Genomic DNA, 16,346 nt, shown 5'->3' with positions numbered 1-16,346 from the left:
TTATTAGGATGGTTGTAAGTGGGGTTGTTTATGGCTAGGAAACTGAAAATATGTTTTAAAAATATCCTAACCATGAATTCTGATGTTGGGTGCCATGATAAACTCGCAGCAAAGATGATTTTTGTGATAAAAACACTATTTCCACTTAATTTTCATCCTAAAATTTGTTTTCAGATGAACTTATCTTACATAAATTAAGGTGGCTCGTTTTCGTTCACTGCTAGGCGGGAAAAATCAATAAATGAGCGGGCTATCTGAAATGAAAGCACTATATGATGAATGTCATTACTTCGCTATATGAAACTTGAGGCGACCATGAAACCACCCAGTGCGAAAAAAAATATTTTTTTATCGTTTTTTTTGGGACTTATACTGACATTTATCTTAAATGCAACCATGACGTGGTTCAGCCTTTTACATCAGGCAAAAAATGAATTGATGGCATTGTCACAAGAGACTATGTATACCATAGAAGGGTATCTATCCGAGGCGAAAGTACTTCTGGATAAAACAATCCAGCGCGCTCCACAGGATTGCTCATTAAAAAGCCGTGAAGTATTTATACCAGACCTCCTTAGTGCTGTGATTGTTACCGATATTCTCTATACACTCCCAGATAAAACGGTCTGTAGTTTGACATACGGGGATACCATACACACGGCATTACCTCAGCATCCCATCACAGAATGGAATGGGATGCAGATTTATCTCCTTGCAGAGAGTGAATTAGCTGCAGGTAGAGGCAATGTTTTAATTGGAGAAAATGGCGTATTTGCCTTGCTCCCATACCAACAGTTGACTCGGTTTTATTTTATCAATGGAGTACCGCAACCCCAACTGCGTATTATGGCAAATAATGAAGTGTTGGCATACACGGCTAATACTACTCTCCAAGATAACCTCTGGTTTGTCGTCGGCAAAAATGCAGTTGATGGGCTGCAGGTTGAATATACTATTCCTTATACGTTGCTCTATTCCTATTGGCTGAAAACGTTTTGGCCTACTCAGTGGGCTATTAACATATTATCATTCTTATTGTTTTGTCTGTTATTTAGTATTTATATTAAACATCAACTTGCTATGAAGACTGCTATTCAGCGGGCATTAAAAAAAGAAGGTTTTTGCCTTTACTATCAACCTATTGTTAATATTAATACGGGGAAAATACAGTCACTAGAAGCGTTGATACGGTGGCCGACCGCATCAGGAGGAACGATACCTGCTGATACATTCATCGCTATCGCCGAAGATACTGGGCTAATTTGCAAAATAACGAAGTATGTCTTACACCAGGCTATCATCGACCTGAGCAAGCTTCACCAAACTCACCCTGAACTCATCGTTGCCGTCAATATCTCTGCGGCTGACCTGTCATCCCCAAAATTTGTAACCCAGCTAAGAACACTGTGTGCCGATTATGCACTCTCACCTCATTATTTAAAGCTGGAAATTACCGAGCGTAATCTTGTGCGTGACGAGACAGCTAAGTACAACATGAAACGCCTAAATGAAGAAGGATTTGGACTCGTTCTGGACGACTTTGGTACGGGCTACTCCAGCCTTTCCTATCTCAATAAACTACCTGTACAGACATTGAAAATTGACCGTTCATTTATCATGGGGCTGGGGCTGAATATTGCGACAGAAAGTGTAGTGCCCCACATTGTCAGCATGGCTCAGCAGTTAAACATGACGATTATTGCTGAGGGGGTTGAAACCGAAGATCAAGTGAAAGCTCTCTTAAATTTACAGGTGCCATATGCACAAGGATGGTTCTATGACAAGGCGATGCCTCTGGTTGATATTCATAAGAAACTTCTTATTAATAACCACCATCCCTACCGTTGAGATAGCGTGAAAAGTAATATACGCTCATGAAATAATTATATAATAAAAAAGAAAATCATCATGCTAATACTGTGTGTATTCTTAGATATTCTCTATATTTAACCAAGGAAAGACATTGTTTTATTTTGACGCTTATTTTATCAGGAGTGGGTATGAGTGAATACAGAGGTGGTTTTTGTGTGGCCTTATGCGGAGATGAAGCGGCTATTCTTATCAATAACAGGTATAAAGTCTGTATCCATAGAAACCACCAAGCTTTCATCGATAGTAGAATGGAACCATTGGTATTCTTAACACCAAAGAACCATAGCGTGATAATGGTAAGCGAGGATGTTATTGGTGAGTTCATCTCATCAGCGAAGTTTTCTTTTGATAGTCTACAGTGTAACTTAAAAAGCAATGAAGACATCTTTCAGATTGAGTGCTACGCGCAAATATTTTTAATTTAGCCCTGATAAATGGTGAGCTTTCCAAGTCCAACAGAAGATGAGCGTTATTATTCGAGAGCGCTGATTTTTCTTATTCATAGTTAGGATGTTTAATCAGCCATTATTAACGCTATAAAGCCAATTATATGCCTGCGAAACAGAGTCTTCTTTCATAAGCAACGATAGCAATGTTCAATGGATGACGATTGGTTGGAAAATATTCACTTTTTGGTATAAATCCAAATTTACGGCAGATCCTCCCCACACCGCTAGTAACCATCGTTTTTCTCCTAGCAACTGACGGCTCGGGGCTATGCTGGAGAACTGACTTCTGCACTCGAAAATACTATCCGAGCGCACATGGTGCTCACAGATAGGGAGCTACATGGGTAAATTGTTTCATTAACGATGCATACTCAGGTTTGGCTCGTTTTGCCTTTACCTCCATCGCAAGACCTGCATAGACCCTAGACAGTAATTCACCTCGTCTGCAGTTGATGTTTTACCGAGCATGTTTAGTCTTTTTCGCAAAGTGGATTTTCCAGCGGGTGGAATTAGGTTCCAAGAAACTAATACCATTCTTTATAGACAAGAATATACACAGCCAGCAGTGGACAAGCCTAACTGATCGGCTGCGTTACTTTTGCTAATTTGCTTAAGCTCATGCAACAGAATCGATGACGTTGTTGATGTTAATTAATGTACGTATCTGTGAGATAATTTATTGGCATAGATTATATGAATGATATTTTTTGTAATAAAGGTGCTTTATAATTGAAAGGTGTTTAAGAATACATATGATATGAAATAAGCGGAATAGATTTTTCATGATCAATGCTGCTCACGTAATTATTACATAATAATATTATTCACCCATGTTTATTGTGTTAATATTTCTTTACGCTAGGTATGACAGACTTCTATATCCCTACTTTTTATCTGAGAGTTATTACTGCAAAATAATATGAGGGAACATCCCTGAATCATATTCACCTAACACTAATAAGGAGTTGTTGTTGCTTCAACGTAAATATTTCACCCCAGATGAAGTCAAACGTCTGCTTGATGCAGCCCATCAAAGTCAACATGCCGAACGTAACCGTTGCTTGATTGCAATGGGCTATCTGCATGGTTTTCGTATCAGTGAGCTATTACAGCTTCGTTTATCTGATATCGACCTACCTACTCGCACCCTCAATGTCCATCGACTCAAAAGTGGCTTTTCGACTATTCATCCTATATTAGCTTCTGAAGCTCGACTCATTCGTGCTTGGCTACGTGCCCGTCAGGTCTGGGCTGTGGGTGATAACGATGCACTATTTATTTCTCGCAGTGGTAATGTCATTTCACGTCAGCAGGGGTATAACATACTAAATAATCTGGGTAAAAAAGCTGGATTTTCGTTATGCGCACATCCGCACATGTTGCGCCATGCGTGCGGCTATGCTTTAGCTGATAATGGGGTTGATACTCGTCTAATACAAGACTATTTAGGTCATCGAAATATTCGTCATACCGTGCTCTACACCGCGAGTAATGCGGCTAGATTCGAAGGTGTATGGAGAGACAAAAGGAGAGGGAAAAGCAGACAATTAGTACCAAAATGTCATGTGCGTACAAATATTGTGCACATTCTTTCAGAAAATTCCTGTACTTGGCAAGCTTTTTTTTAACTCAATGTAATATATAGATTTATTTCATCACTCAAAGTTCATTCACATCACCTTTCCCCAGTACATAATTCCACTCAAAATTTAACCATTTATTTCTTATGGTTTTCTTTACGTCATGGAAAACAAACGAAAGAAATATATTTTAAAAATTATAGTTATGTTGGATGTTTCATCCATGAAATCATCAATTTTAAATATTTAATTCTTTTGTTGTCAGAATGGTACTAATTGTCAAGTTCGTGGTCATTTTTATGACTTCAACGAGTTGTCACATGGAGTTTTGTGCTTCAACCAATCCTGTGGCCCTCTCTTGAACAAAATAGATTAGCGGCATTAATTATTAATGCTTGCTTAGCGCTTACCCCCATTAAGCGGAGGGACGTCTATGACGCAATATAAAGATGGCGTACGACAAGAGAAATATAAATTAAATATTGTTTCAGACTGCCTTTATACCCGGCAGGCGTTATGCGAACTCTTGACCACATGGAGTCATTCTGCCTTTCCTCTCACGGAGGATTTTCTGCTCAGTGAGGGCCTGTTTCAGCGACCTTTAATTATTTCGCTCGACACCGTATTCAATAGCGCGCTGCTATTCAAGTTGTTGCACACGTTAGCACAGGTAGGCTCACCCAGAATACTGATGCTGAGTGCTTGCACCACCCCAGGTTTAGTCCGGTTAGCGTGCACACTCGGAGTTGAGCAGGTTATCTCTAAGCAAATGAGTTATTCACATCTCCAGGAAACCCTTCAATCCTGGATCATCAGTGAGCCACCAAGATTCACGCCAAGGGTGTCGTCGATGCTGACATTCCGTGAGCATCAGTGCTTAGTCAATTTTTTACAAGGTAAAAATGCTCATCAGCAAGCATGTCAGAGCGGCCTTGACCGTAAGACTATTTACAGTCACCGCAGTAATGCGTTGAAAAAATTGGGAGTTCGTAATTTTCAGGCGCTGATGGTGCAGTTGCCTTATCTCACTGATAAGCATCTCCGCCTAGCGTAGGCATCGTGCTTAATATTATTTCTTAGGGATCATATTCGATGTTGCTGCGATGTAGGTGCCGTTCTCGATTGAAATATGGGTGAGCCTGATTTAGCAAAATCCGATGAGTTGTATTTAATAATAGCGTGGAAAATATAATGAGAAAGTTATCCTTTTTCTGGTCGTTTTGTCTGTCCATTTATCAAACATGTAAAATGAAGTATTCCCTAATGGGCAAAAAGCCTCGCCGAGGGACTTTCTCATTAACGTTTCAACATTCAAACCTATATCGAATGGTTGCACTGGGGAATATCGTTCTGCAATTGTTGTTTCCGCTGATGATGGCGTTTACACCGACCATCGTTGCAGCCCGTCAATCCGTTTTGTCAGAGAACAAGGCTACCGCCCAAACGTCCTCACAAACGAATACCTTGCCTGATTTAGGTAGCAGCACTGGTGACATATCTAGAAAAGGGAGTGAAACCGATACGCTGAATCAACAACGAGAACAACAGCAAACACTTGACAAGAGTGCTGCTGCGGCTCAACGGTTGTGGGGGATACTTGGCGGACCATCTAAACGAGACCAAGGTTTAGATGTAGCTACGGGTATGGCCAGTGGCATGGCGAATCAAGCTGCACAAGAGTGGCTCAATCAGTTTGGTAATGCCAGCCTTTCCTTTTCAACTCAAGGAACAGGCAGTGCCGATATTCTCCTTCCTCTGCTTGATACCCCCAACACCCTGCTGTTTACTCAGCCGGGGCTTCGCCGTTCTGATGACCGCACCACCGGAAACATAGGGTTAGGTGCGCGAACCTTTACTCAGGACTGGATGTTCGGGGTGAACACTTTTTATGACAATGATTTCACCGGAGACAACCGTCGACTGGGGGTTGGTGTTGAAGCTTGGCGTGACTATCTGAAACTGTCCGCCAACAGCTATTTCAGGCTTTCAGACTGGCATCAATCGCCGTTGTCTTCGATGAAAGATTACGATGAACGTCCAGCCAATGGCTATGATGTCCGTGCTGAAGCTTATCTACCCGGCTACCCACAGTTGGGTGGTAAACTCATGTATGAGCACTATCAAGGTAAAAATGTGGCTCTGGATGGGGGAACCAGTGATTTACGGGACAACCCGTCAGCGGTGACTGTAGGGCTGAGTTACACGCCCGTTCCTCTGATTAAGCTCGGACTTGATCACACAGCGGGCTCTGGCATCAACAATACCAATGTCTCGTTGGGCTTCTCTTATCGCCTAGGAGTGCCATTTGCAAACCAATTAAGTCCAGAGTCGGTAGACTTTAGTCGTACCTTAGCGGGTAGCCGCTATGATTTAGTCGATCGTAACTACGATATTGTCCTTCAGTATCGCAAACAGGATTTAATCTCCTTGCTGCTATCAACATCAGATACCCCTTATTCTGGGGGAAGTGTGACTGTGACTGCTAATGTCACGACCAAGCATGGATTAGACCACATCGTTTGGGATGCGCCGAGTCTGATTGCAGCTGGAGGTACTCTGACCTCTCTGACTGACCGCTCCGCCAAGGTTAATCTCCCCATAGTATCTGCTATGGCTGCAAGGCAGGCCAGCCCGAGCTACGTGGTCGGCGCAGTGGCATATGATAAGAACGGTAACGCATCTAATCACGTTACTTTGACATTGACGCCAGCACGCGCACCACAGGATATTGGTAGTTTGGTGGTTACTCAGGATAAATCAGTTGCGAATGGTGTGGCGCAAAATACCCTCACGCTCACGACAATAGATACTAGTACCAGTCAGGCATTAGCCAACGCTGTGGTTGACCTAGCCTTTACTTACACGAGTGGTCCGAACGAAGGTCAGTCCTTACCCAACCAAGAAGTCACTACTGATAGTAGCGGAAAAGCAACAATTGGCGTTACCAGCATTCTTGTCGGCAGCGTGTTAGTGACGGCAACACTCAAGAGTAACGGCAACCATACCAGTGCGACGATGTCCTTTGTTGAGGACAATTCAACAGCCACATTGCTCGCCAGTAATGTGACGGTCAATGTAAATAATGCTGTTGCTAACGGTTTGGCCAAAAATAGTGTGAAAGTTGTAGTGACAGATAGCAGTGGTAGTCCAGTCCCCAATGCGGTGGTCAATTTTACCGCCGATAACGGTGCCACTATTATGGCGACCGGCACAACAGGTGCTGATGGTTCCCTTATTCAAACCTTAACTAGCTCTAAGGCTGGGAGCAGTTTGGTGACAGCAACCATCAATGGTACCACTCGCAGTGTGAGCGTGATGTTCATCGCTGATGATAGCAGCGCGGGGCTGGACGGCACCACTAACCCAGGCAGCAGCCTGACGGCAACCAGCGGAGCCATAGCGAACAATGTGGCGACCAACACCGTGACGGCCACGGTCACCGATCACAACGGCAACCCGGTCAGCGGGCTAACGGTGGACTTTAGCGTCGACAGCGGGGCAAGCGTGGTAACGGCGACGGGCACGACCAACGGCAGCGGCATAGCCACGACCACGGTGACGGCCTCGGTTGCGGGCACCCATACGGTGACGGCGACGGCGAACGGCAGCAGCGCCACGGTCAGCACCACGTTTGTTGCCGATAACAGCAGCGCGGGGCTGGACGGCACCACTAACCCAGGCAGCAGCCTGACGGCAACCAGCGGAGCCATTGCGAACAATGTGGCGACCAACACCGTGACGGCGACGGTCACCGATCACAACGGCAACCCGGTCAGCGGGCTAGCGGTGGACTTTAGCGTCGACAGCGGGGCGAGCGTGGTAACGGCGACGGGCACGACCAACGGCAGCGGCATAGCCACGACCACGGTGACGGCCTCGGTTGCGGGCGCCCATACGGTGACGGCGACGGCGAACGGCAGCAGCGCCACGGTCAGCACCACGTTTGTTGCTGATAACAGCAGCGCGGGGCTGGACGGCACCACTAACCCAGGCAGCAGCCTGACGGCAACCAGCGGAGCCATTGCGAACAATGTGGCGACCAACACCGTGACGGCGACGGTCACCGATCACAACGGCAACCCGGTCAGCGGGCTAGCGGTGGACTTTAGCGTCGACAGCGGGGCGAGCGTGGTAACGGCGACGGGCACGACCAACGGCAGCGGCATAGCCACGACCACGGTGACGGCCTCGGTTGCGGGCGCCCATACGGTGACGGCGACGGCGAACGGCAGCAGCGCCACGGTCAGCACCACGTTTGTTGCCGATAACAGCAGCGCGGGGCTGGACGGCACCACTAACCCAGGCAGCAGCCTGACGGCAACCAGCGGAGCCATTGCGAACAATGTGGCGACCAACACCGTGACGGCGACGGTCACCGATCACAACGGCAACCCGGTCAGCGGGCTAGCGGTGGACTTTAGCGTCGACAGCGGGGCGAGCGTGGTAACGGCGACGGGCACGACCAACGGCAGCGGCATAGCCACGACCACGGTGACGGCCTCGGTTGCGGGCGCCCATACGGTGACGGCGACGGCGAACGGCAGCAGCGCCACGGTCAGCACCACGTTTGTTGCCGATAACAGCAGCGCGGGGCTGGACGGCACCACTAACCCAGGCAGCAGCCTGACGGCAACCAGCGGAGCCATTGCGAACAATGTGGCGACCAACACCGTGACGGCGACGGTCACCGATCACAACGGCAACCCGGTCAGCGGGCTAGCGGTGGACTTTAGCGTCGACAGCGGGGCGAGCGTGGTAACGGCGACGGGCACGACCAACGGCAGCGGCATAGCCACGACCACGGTGACGGCCTCGGTTGCGGGCGCCCATACGGTGACGGCGACGGCGAACGGCAGCAGCGCCACGGTCAGCACCACGTTTGTTGCTGATAACAGCAGCGCGGGGCTGGACGGCACCACTAACCCAGGCAGCAGCCTGACGGCAACCAGCGGAGCCATTGCGAACAATGTGGCGACCAACACCGTGACGGCGACGGTCACCGATCACAACGGCAACCCGGTCAGCGGGCTAGCGGTGGACTTTAGCGTCGACAGCGGGGCGAGCGTGGTAACGGCGACGGGCACGACCAACGGCAGCGGCATAGCCACGACCACGGTGACGGCCTCGGTTGCGGGCGCCCATACGGTGACGGCGACGGCGAACGGCAGCAGCGCCACGGTCAGCACCACGTTTGTTGCTGATAACAGCAGCGCGGGGCTGGACGGCACCACTAACCCAGGCAGCAGCCTGACGGCAACCAGCGGAGCCATTGCGAACAATGTGGCGACCAACACCGTGACGGCGACGGTCACCGATCACAACGGCAACCCGGTCAGCGGGCTAGCGGTGGACTTTAGCGTCGACAGCGGGGCGAGCGTGGTAACGGCGACGGGCACGACCAACGGCAGCGGCATAGCCACGACCACGGTGACGGCCTCGGTTGCGGGCGCCCATACGGTGACGGCGACGGCGAACGGCAGCAGCGCCACGGTCAGCACCACGTTTGTTGCTGATAACAGCAGCGCGGGGCTGGACGGCACCACTAACCCAGGCAGCAGCCTGACGGCAACCAGCGGAGCCATTGCGAACAATGTGGCGACCAACACCGTGACGGCGACGGTCACCGATCACAACGGCAACCCGGTCAGCGGGCTAGCGGTGGACTTTAGCGTCGACAGCGGGGCGAGCGTGGTAACGGCGACGGGCACGACCAACGGCAGCGGCATAGCCACGACCACGGTGACGGCCTCGGTTGCGGGCGCCCATACGGTGACGGCGACGGCGAACGGCAGCAGCGCCACGGTCAGCACCACGTTTGTTGCCGATAACAGCAGCGCGGGGCTGGACGGCACCACTAACCCAGGCAGCAGCCTGACGGCAACCAGCGGAGCCATTGCGAACAATGTGGCGACCAACACCGTGACGGCGACGGTCACCGATCACAACGGCAACCCGGTCAGCGGGCTAGCGGTGGACTTTAGCGTCGACAGCGGGGCGAGCGTGGTAACGGCGACGGGCACGACCAACGGCAGCGGCATAGCCACGACCACGGTGACGGCCTCGGTTGCGGGCGCCCATACGGTGACGGCGACGGCGAACGGCAGCAGCGCCACGGTCAGCACCACGTTTGTTGCCGATAACAGCAGCGCGGGGCTGGACGGCACCACTAACCCAGGCAGCAGCCTGACGGCAACCAGCGGAGCCATTGCGAACAATGTGGCGACCAACACCGTGACGGCGACGGTCACCGATCACAACGGCAACCCGGTCAGCGGGCTAGCGGTGGACTTTAGCGTCGACAGCGGGGCGAGCGTGGTAACGGCGACGGGCACGACCAACGGCAGCGGCATAGCCACGACCACGGTGACGGCCTCGGTTGCGGGCGCCCATACGGTGACGGCGACGGCGAACGGCAGCAGCGCCACGGTCAGCACCACGTTTGTTGCCGATAACAGCAGCGCGGGGCTGGACGGCACCACTAACCCAGGCAGCAGCCTGACGGCAACCAGCGGAGCCATTGCGAACAATGTGGCGACCAACACCGTGACGGCGACGGTCACCGATCACAACGGCAACCCGGTCAGCGGGCTAGCGGTGGACTTTAGCGTCGACAGCGGGGCGAGCGTGGTAACGGCGACGGGCACGACCAACGGCAGCGGCATAGCCACGACCACGGTGACGGCCTCGGTTGCGGGCGCCCATACGGTGACGGCGACGGCGAACGGCAGCAGCGCCACGGTCAGCACCACGTTTGTTGCTGATGTGGGAAATGCTGACCAAGCGGCTTCCAGTATTATCGTTGATAAGGCTAACTACGCTGTTGGTAGTGATATGGTGGTTACGGTGATGCTGAAGGATGCATCAAACAATGTGGTTACCGGTGCATTATCTCAACTGACTGATACTAGTGTGACAGTAGCTAATGCTACGTTGAAATCAGCTTGGACGGATAACAACGATGGCACATACACCGCGACTTATAAGACGGTTACTGACGGACTGAATAATAAGGCGGGCCTGAAATTAAGCGGTTGGGGTAGTGCTGTTGAGTCAGCACCTTATGCGATCCGAACGCTCAAGGGAGTAACAGCTAACGCATATACTTTTAATATTAGTGATAATTTCCCAAAAACTGGCTTTGCCAATGCGGTATTTACAGTTAATGCCACAGGAAATGCAAGTGACTATACTTGGTCATCGAGTAATGATACAGCAGTCTCCGTCGATAGTACTGGTAAAGTTATGCTTAATAATGCCACATCAAGTCCAGTGACCATCACCGCTACTATGGAAGGAGGAGACGTATTGACCTATACCTTCACACTAACGACTTGGTATACTAATAATAAATTGCAAACACTCGACTTCTCCGCAGCGGACTTATATTGTAAAGCTTCGTCTGCTTCGTTGCCTACAAGATCGCAGCTAACGTCAGGAGTTGGAGTTCGTGGTGTCGGAACCTCACTAATTGGGGAATGGGGAAGAATCAGTAGCTATGCTAATGCATATTTCAACGGGGATAAGTATTGGACGTCAGATGCATATGGTACTTCAGGTGATGAATATTACTTAGTCGATGGATCAGGCAATACTAATTATTATAGTTTTGATACTGTCCAACACTATGTTGCATGTCGGAAGAGCCTTTAATTTTTAGTCTTGGTACTTTTTATTGATTTCTTCTAGCCCGTACTTTTGTGCGGGCTTTTATATTTAAGAAAAATTAACTGCTGTTAATTAAAGATAAGCAACTCATCTAGACCATCTGTTCGCAGCCTCTGGTTAGGGAAAATAGTGCCCATCATTATTTAATAGATTCTATCCAGTGAAACTCCGGACATGGCTAATTGACTTACTGTGATTACATTTTGATGAGTACCAATCCAGAATTGAAGTTGTCCGACGACTAGGGCTCCTCAAATATGGTCTGTGATCTTTTTTATTCGACTCAGAAATACGGTCTGACCCGGACGGCGCCAGACGGCGTGCCTGCCGGGAACTCAAGAAAATCTGTATCCACAGCGTTTATCTATCTCGCTACTAGTCTTGGAGATTGTTGCTTTTACTTCAGGAGAACTCTCCCAACTGGCAAACACCGGAGGCGGCCCAATTTCTCACGTGAATTAAAATTTTCCTTGGTTGAACGCTCCCTCAGGGTTGCGCATTTAGTGCCATGTCCACTATTACTAATAAGAACTCTGTATCTACATAGCCTACCTTCATCCTCACTTTCCTAACGGCACGTATTAAACATAATTTTTACATTACCTTTTATTTTATGTATGGGAGTTTAAGAGGTTATCTTATTGAACGTAGAAGGTACTTTAAAATATGATTAAACTTGGAAAGGTTTTTACGTACTTTTAAAAAGTAAAAAACAGAATTAATTTATAAAAAAATACGTTTATATGGTGTTATATTCTTTATTTGCGTGTTTTTGGGTTTTTTATACTTTTTGTATGCGATTTTGTCTAACATTGTGTCTGTCAGATAACTGCATTCACAACAGAGAACCTCCTAATGAAGAAACGGCGATACATCACTCAAAAAGAGTGGGATATATTGATTGAGTCTATACCTAAAAGCCAAGAGTATGCTCGTGATCGATGTATGTTAATAATGATGTATATACATGGATTGCGTGTTAGTGAATTAATAAATATGTCAATTTCAAGCATTGATCTAGACAGTAGTGAGATTTACATTAGGCGTTTGAAAAATGGGTTTTCAACAACTCACCCAATACAAAACGACGAAAAAAAATTGTTACAAATATGGTTAAAATCACGAAATAATCAGCTTGGAAATAAAAAATCCCCTTTGCTTTTTATCTCAAAAAGAAATGAAAAGATCTCCAGGCAATATATATATTCTCTAGTTAGAAAATATGGAGAGCGTGCTGGTTTACCTATTAGACTTCACCCTCATGTACTCAGACATGCTTGTGGTTATGCTTTAGCTAACCAAGGACTTGATACTCGTCTAATACAAGATTATTTAGGGCACAAGAATATAAGGCATACCGTTCATTATACTGCTAGTAATTGCCAGCGATTTTCACGTGTATGGATGTGATGAATAGAAAAGTGGTACGCATGTACCACTTAAGACATTTGTTGTATTACCTACCACCAATCTGCGACTTAATAATCTCTCTATCAGAAAGTTTAAAGGAAGTATGACAGTCATCGAATGGGTATTTTATTGAGGCAGAATATAATTAGCATCTTTTTATAATAATCAGCTATACTGGCCTGAAAATCAGAGCGATATGTACATCTACAACCGAATCAATCAAATGATGCCCCCAAACTACAGTGAGGCGGTATCAGCAGTCTTAGTAGAGTTAACGATTAACTAGACGAATGTTCAAAAGCCTTAGGGTGGTAATTGCAATGGCCGCATAACTTACAGTTATCTCACGATTTTCATACTCGATGATAAAATAGAATCATGCTGAAACACAAAGCAAAATGGGTGCCACTGGAGAACTTAGCATGTAGGTATTTTTATTTATCATTTTGATTATTAGATAATCACTCTTTTCAACAGAATTATCTAAGTTAAACTCGCTATCAAGATTTTTTGGTAAATTATCTTGAGGTAGTGTTTTTAAATAGCTATTTTTAACTTTGAACATTCCTTTGCTTATATCAATAATTTCATAATTAAAACCAATCTCTCTATTTATCGAATATACTTTTCCGCTATCTATAACCTTCCCTACGACATGACTAATACCGATGTTTTCTTTAAAGAAAATAATTGATATTACTCCATTGGCATATCTTTCTGGTGTTATCTTTTTTTCGTATGAGGCATTGCAATTCATGTCGAATTTAATATAATAAAAAATTATCCCTATAGCTGAAAGTAAAGAAATAAGGAACAGAAAAATAATAAATATGTTTTTTTTCAATTTAATCACCTAAGTTATTTACGCAATAGACGAATTTTTCACCTCTAGTTTTCTTACAGGTGGCAATCAGTCTACTCGATAGGCCATCTTTATCTAAAAAGGTAAAGTATTCAGTATTACTGTCACAATCACCAATATTAAGTAAATCGTAATGTTTTAATAAAGAGATGTCCGATATAGACTTAACAATACAATTTTTATTATACCCATTTATAGTTGTCGTTTTTATACTAGGGATGTGATAATTTTTAAAATAAATCAGAGTTGCAAAAAAACAAAGTAAAGAAAAAAACAAAGCCACAAAGAAATAAATAAAGTTATAATTTCTCTTGTTAGAGAGATTTTTCTTGTTATTTATAGATGCATTTTCAATTTTTTTTACCGATAGATTTCCATTCAACATAAAGCCAACTTTAGGTATGGTGATAATCGTATCCTCCGGTAGTCCAACCTGAACAAGTTGCTTTCTTAGCATGCTAATATATTGATTTAGATTGCTATTCGATGAACGGAGCCCATATTCATCCCAAACTGATTTTAAAATCTCATCTCTTTCAACAGGACTGCCATGATTTGATATCAGAATGAGAAACAGCCTGTTTGATGATGGAGCCATAGTGACTGACATGCCTAAATGATTGTTATCTAAACAACCATCATCCTCATTATACAAGACAGAGTCATTTATTATAAGCATAGTATTTATATGTTACCATTCCAATATTTAATAGCAATTTACGGATAGTGCTGCCGCATTCCGACGACCCTTAGGTGTATCTGACTCGCTGAGTTTTCTTGTTTTACCCCACTGATCGAGATTTTACAGTTATAAATTGACCTAAGGGCATAGAGCATAATTTATAGGGTGTTAGCCTCTATGTGGCGGAAAATCAAACCACTCACTAGAGATCATAGTATTAATAATATAGCTCAATATTTCTCATAAGACTTAAAATTTATGCTCTGTTACTTTTTCCAGATTCTGCACTAACAGGAAAAACTCTGTCGGTGGTCTGATGGTCAGGAGAGTGCAGGGAAAAGTACTCGGATAAAGACAGTCACTATACAAGCAGATGTTTTAGACAGTTGCTGTGGCGATACAAGATAAAGCAAAGTCTGAGGTACCGATAAAATGACTGGTGTAATAGCCTGATGAGGCGTTTTTAGAAGTTTGAAAACGGGGTCAATGGGGTTTAGGTAAAACTGTATAATGATAATTAATTGCAATTACAAGTGCAAACAATTGGACATTAGTCGTTCATTTGTCATGGGTTGGGACTGCATATTGCGACAGAAAGTGTAGTGCCCCATATCAATCAGCATGGCTGAGTAGTTAAACATGGCGATTATTGCAGAGGGGGAAACTGTAAGTGAAATCCACTTTCAATTTGCAGGTTCTATATGTACAAGGATAGTTCTATGATAAGGTGATGCCGGTGGTTGATATTCATCATAAACGTATTATCAATAACATCCATCCCTATAGTTGAGATAATGTGTCAAATAATATACGCTCACGAGCTAATCATATAGAAAAGCAAATCACCATACTAATGGTTTTAAATACGCTCTATCTTTAATCAAAGAAAACTATGACGTTATCTTGACACTTATTTATCAGGAGTTGGTTATGAGTGAATACAGAGGTAGTTTTTGTATAGCTTTGTGTAGGGATGAAACGGTTGTTCTTATCAATAACAGGTATAAAGTCTGTATCAATAGAAACCACCAAGCCTTCATCGATAGCAGAAAGGAACCATTGATATTCTTAACCCAAGAAAACCATAGCGTGATAATGGTAAGCGAGGATATTATTGCTGAGTTCATCTTATCAGTGAAGTTTTCTTCTGATAGTCTAGTGTGTAACTTAAAAAGCAATGAAGACATCTTTCAGATTGAGTGCCGTGATGTTAATATTTTTAATTTAGCCCTTAAATACGCGAACATTCCAAGTCCAACAGAAGAGGAGCGTTACTATTCGAGAACGTTGATCTTTCTCGTGCTGTCTTTTTTTACAAAAAATAAAGCTTTCCTCCCCCGATTAATCCATTCAATAAATAATCCGGTGACATATAAAGTGCAGGCGTTGATAGCTGGTGACGTTGGTCAAGACTGGTCGTTAGCGTCTGTCGCCCGTATTTTATATATGAGTCCAAGTTCACTTAAGAAGCATTTGAAGTTGGAGGGAACGAGCTATAATAAAATATTGGTTCAGTGCCGAATGCAACATGCCGCGAAAATATTAAACGTTAATCATGATATCGCGATTAACCAATTAGCGCCACAGTGCGGGTATAGTCATTTGTCTTACTTTATTTATGCATTTAGGAAGTACTACGGTTTAACACCGTGCCAGTTTGTTAGGCATAGTCTGCACATTGATAATGAAGCCGTCACATAATGCTTCTAGCTCAGGGAGGCGTTGTTCTGGATAACGTTCGCATAACTCCGAATTATGCTGCGCTAAGATTCTATTCGTCATCTTTTATCCATTTTTGGATCCCTACATCTCCCCAAAACCATCAG

8 protein-coding genes are annotated in these 16,346 nt (G+C 45.5%); 6 read left to right on the top strand and 2 right to left on the bottom strand.

The window, feature by feature from the left end; all coding sequences use genetic code 11:
* Positions 1 to 315 precede the first annotated feature (315 nt).
* The 5 genes from K9N75_RS17720 (at position 316) to K9N75_RS17700 (ending at position 12,976) form a co-directional block, all read left to right on the top strand.
* Positions 316 to 1,848: an EAL domain-containing protein gene (locus tag K9N75_RS17720; RefSeq protein WP_224451959.1), complete on the top strand. Its 1,533-nt coding sequence runs from the start codon at positions 316 to 318 to the stop codon at positions 1,846 to 1,848.
* Positions 1,849 to 3,292: 1,444 nt separating this feature from the next.
* On the top strand, positions 3,293 to 3,949 hold the full coding sequence (locus K9N75_RS17715; protein WP_224451958.1) for a tyrosine-type DNA invertase: 657 nt from the start codon (positions 3,293 to 3,295) through the stop codon (positions 3,947 to 3,949).
* Positions 3,950 to 4,334: 385 nt separating this feature from the next.
* Complete coding sequence (locus tag K9N75_RS17710; protein WP_130975960.1) at positions 4,335 to 4,955, top strand: LuxR C-terminal-related transcriptional regulator; 621 nt, start codon at positions 4,335 to 4,337, stop codon at positions 4,953 to 4,955.
* A 209-nt stretch (positions 4,956 to 5,164) separates the two neighbouring features.
* Complete coding sequence (locus K9N75_RS17705; protein WP_224451957.1) at positions 5,165 to 11,551, top strand: Ig-like domain-containing protein; 6,387 nt, start codon at positions 5,165 to 5,167, stop codon at positions 11,549 to 11,551.
* An 870-nt stretch (positions 11,552 to 12,421) separates the two neighbouring features.
* Positions 12,422 to 12,976, top strand: a complete 555-nt coding sequence (locus tag K9N75_RS17700; RefSeq protein ID WP_224451956.1) for a tyrosine-type recombinase/integrase — start codon at positions 12,422 to 12,424, stop codon at positions 12,974 to 12,976.
* 376 nt (positions 12,977 to 13,352) lie between these two features.
* On the opposite strand, the gene K9N75_RS17695 is transcribed toward K9N75_RS17700, so the two are convergent.
* Positions 13,353 to 13,733, bottom strand: coding sequence for a FidL-like protein (locus K9N75_RS17695; protein ID WP_130975263.1), 381 nt, complete (start codon positions 13,731 to 13,733; stop codon positions 13,353 to 13,355).
* 88 nt (positions 13,734 to 13,821) lie between these two features.
* Positions 13,822 to 14,493: a winged helix-turn-helix domain-containing protein gene (locus K9N75_RS17690; protein WP_193765304.1), complete on the bottom strand. Its 672-nt coding sequence runs from the start codon at positions 14,491 to 14,493 to the stop codon at positions 13,822 to 13,824.
* Positions 14,494 to 15,450: 957 nt separating this feature from the next.
* On the opposite strand from K9N75_RS17690, the gene K9N75_RS17685 reads away from it, so the two are divergent.
* The gene (locus K9N75_RS17685) at positions 15,451 to 16,221 is read left to right on the top strand and encodes a helix-turn-helix domain-containing protein (RefSeq protein ID WP_130975265.1); all 771 of its coding nucleotides are present in this window, start codon (positions 15,451 to 15,453) and stop codon (positions 16,219 to 16,221) included.
* Positions 16,222 to 16,346 lie beyond the last annotated feature (125 nt).

Source organism: Hafnia paralvei, assembly GCF_020150375.1.
In the GTDB taxonomy this organism is placed as follows: Bacteria; Pseudomonadota; Gammaproteobacteria; order Enterobacterales; family Enterobacteriaceae; genus Hafnia; species Hafnia paralvei.
The sequence above is the reverse complement of the archived record's forward strand: the minus strand, read 5'-3'. Positions and strand labels throughout refer to the sequence as shown.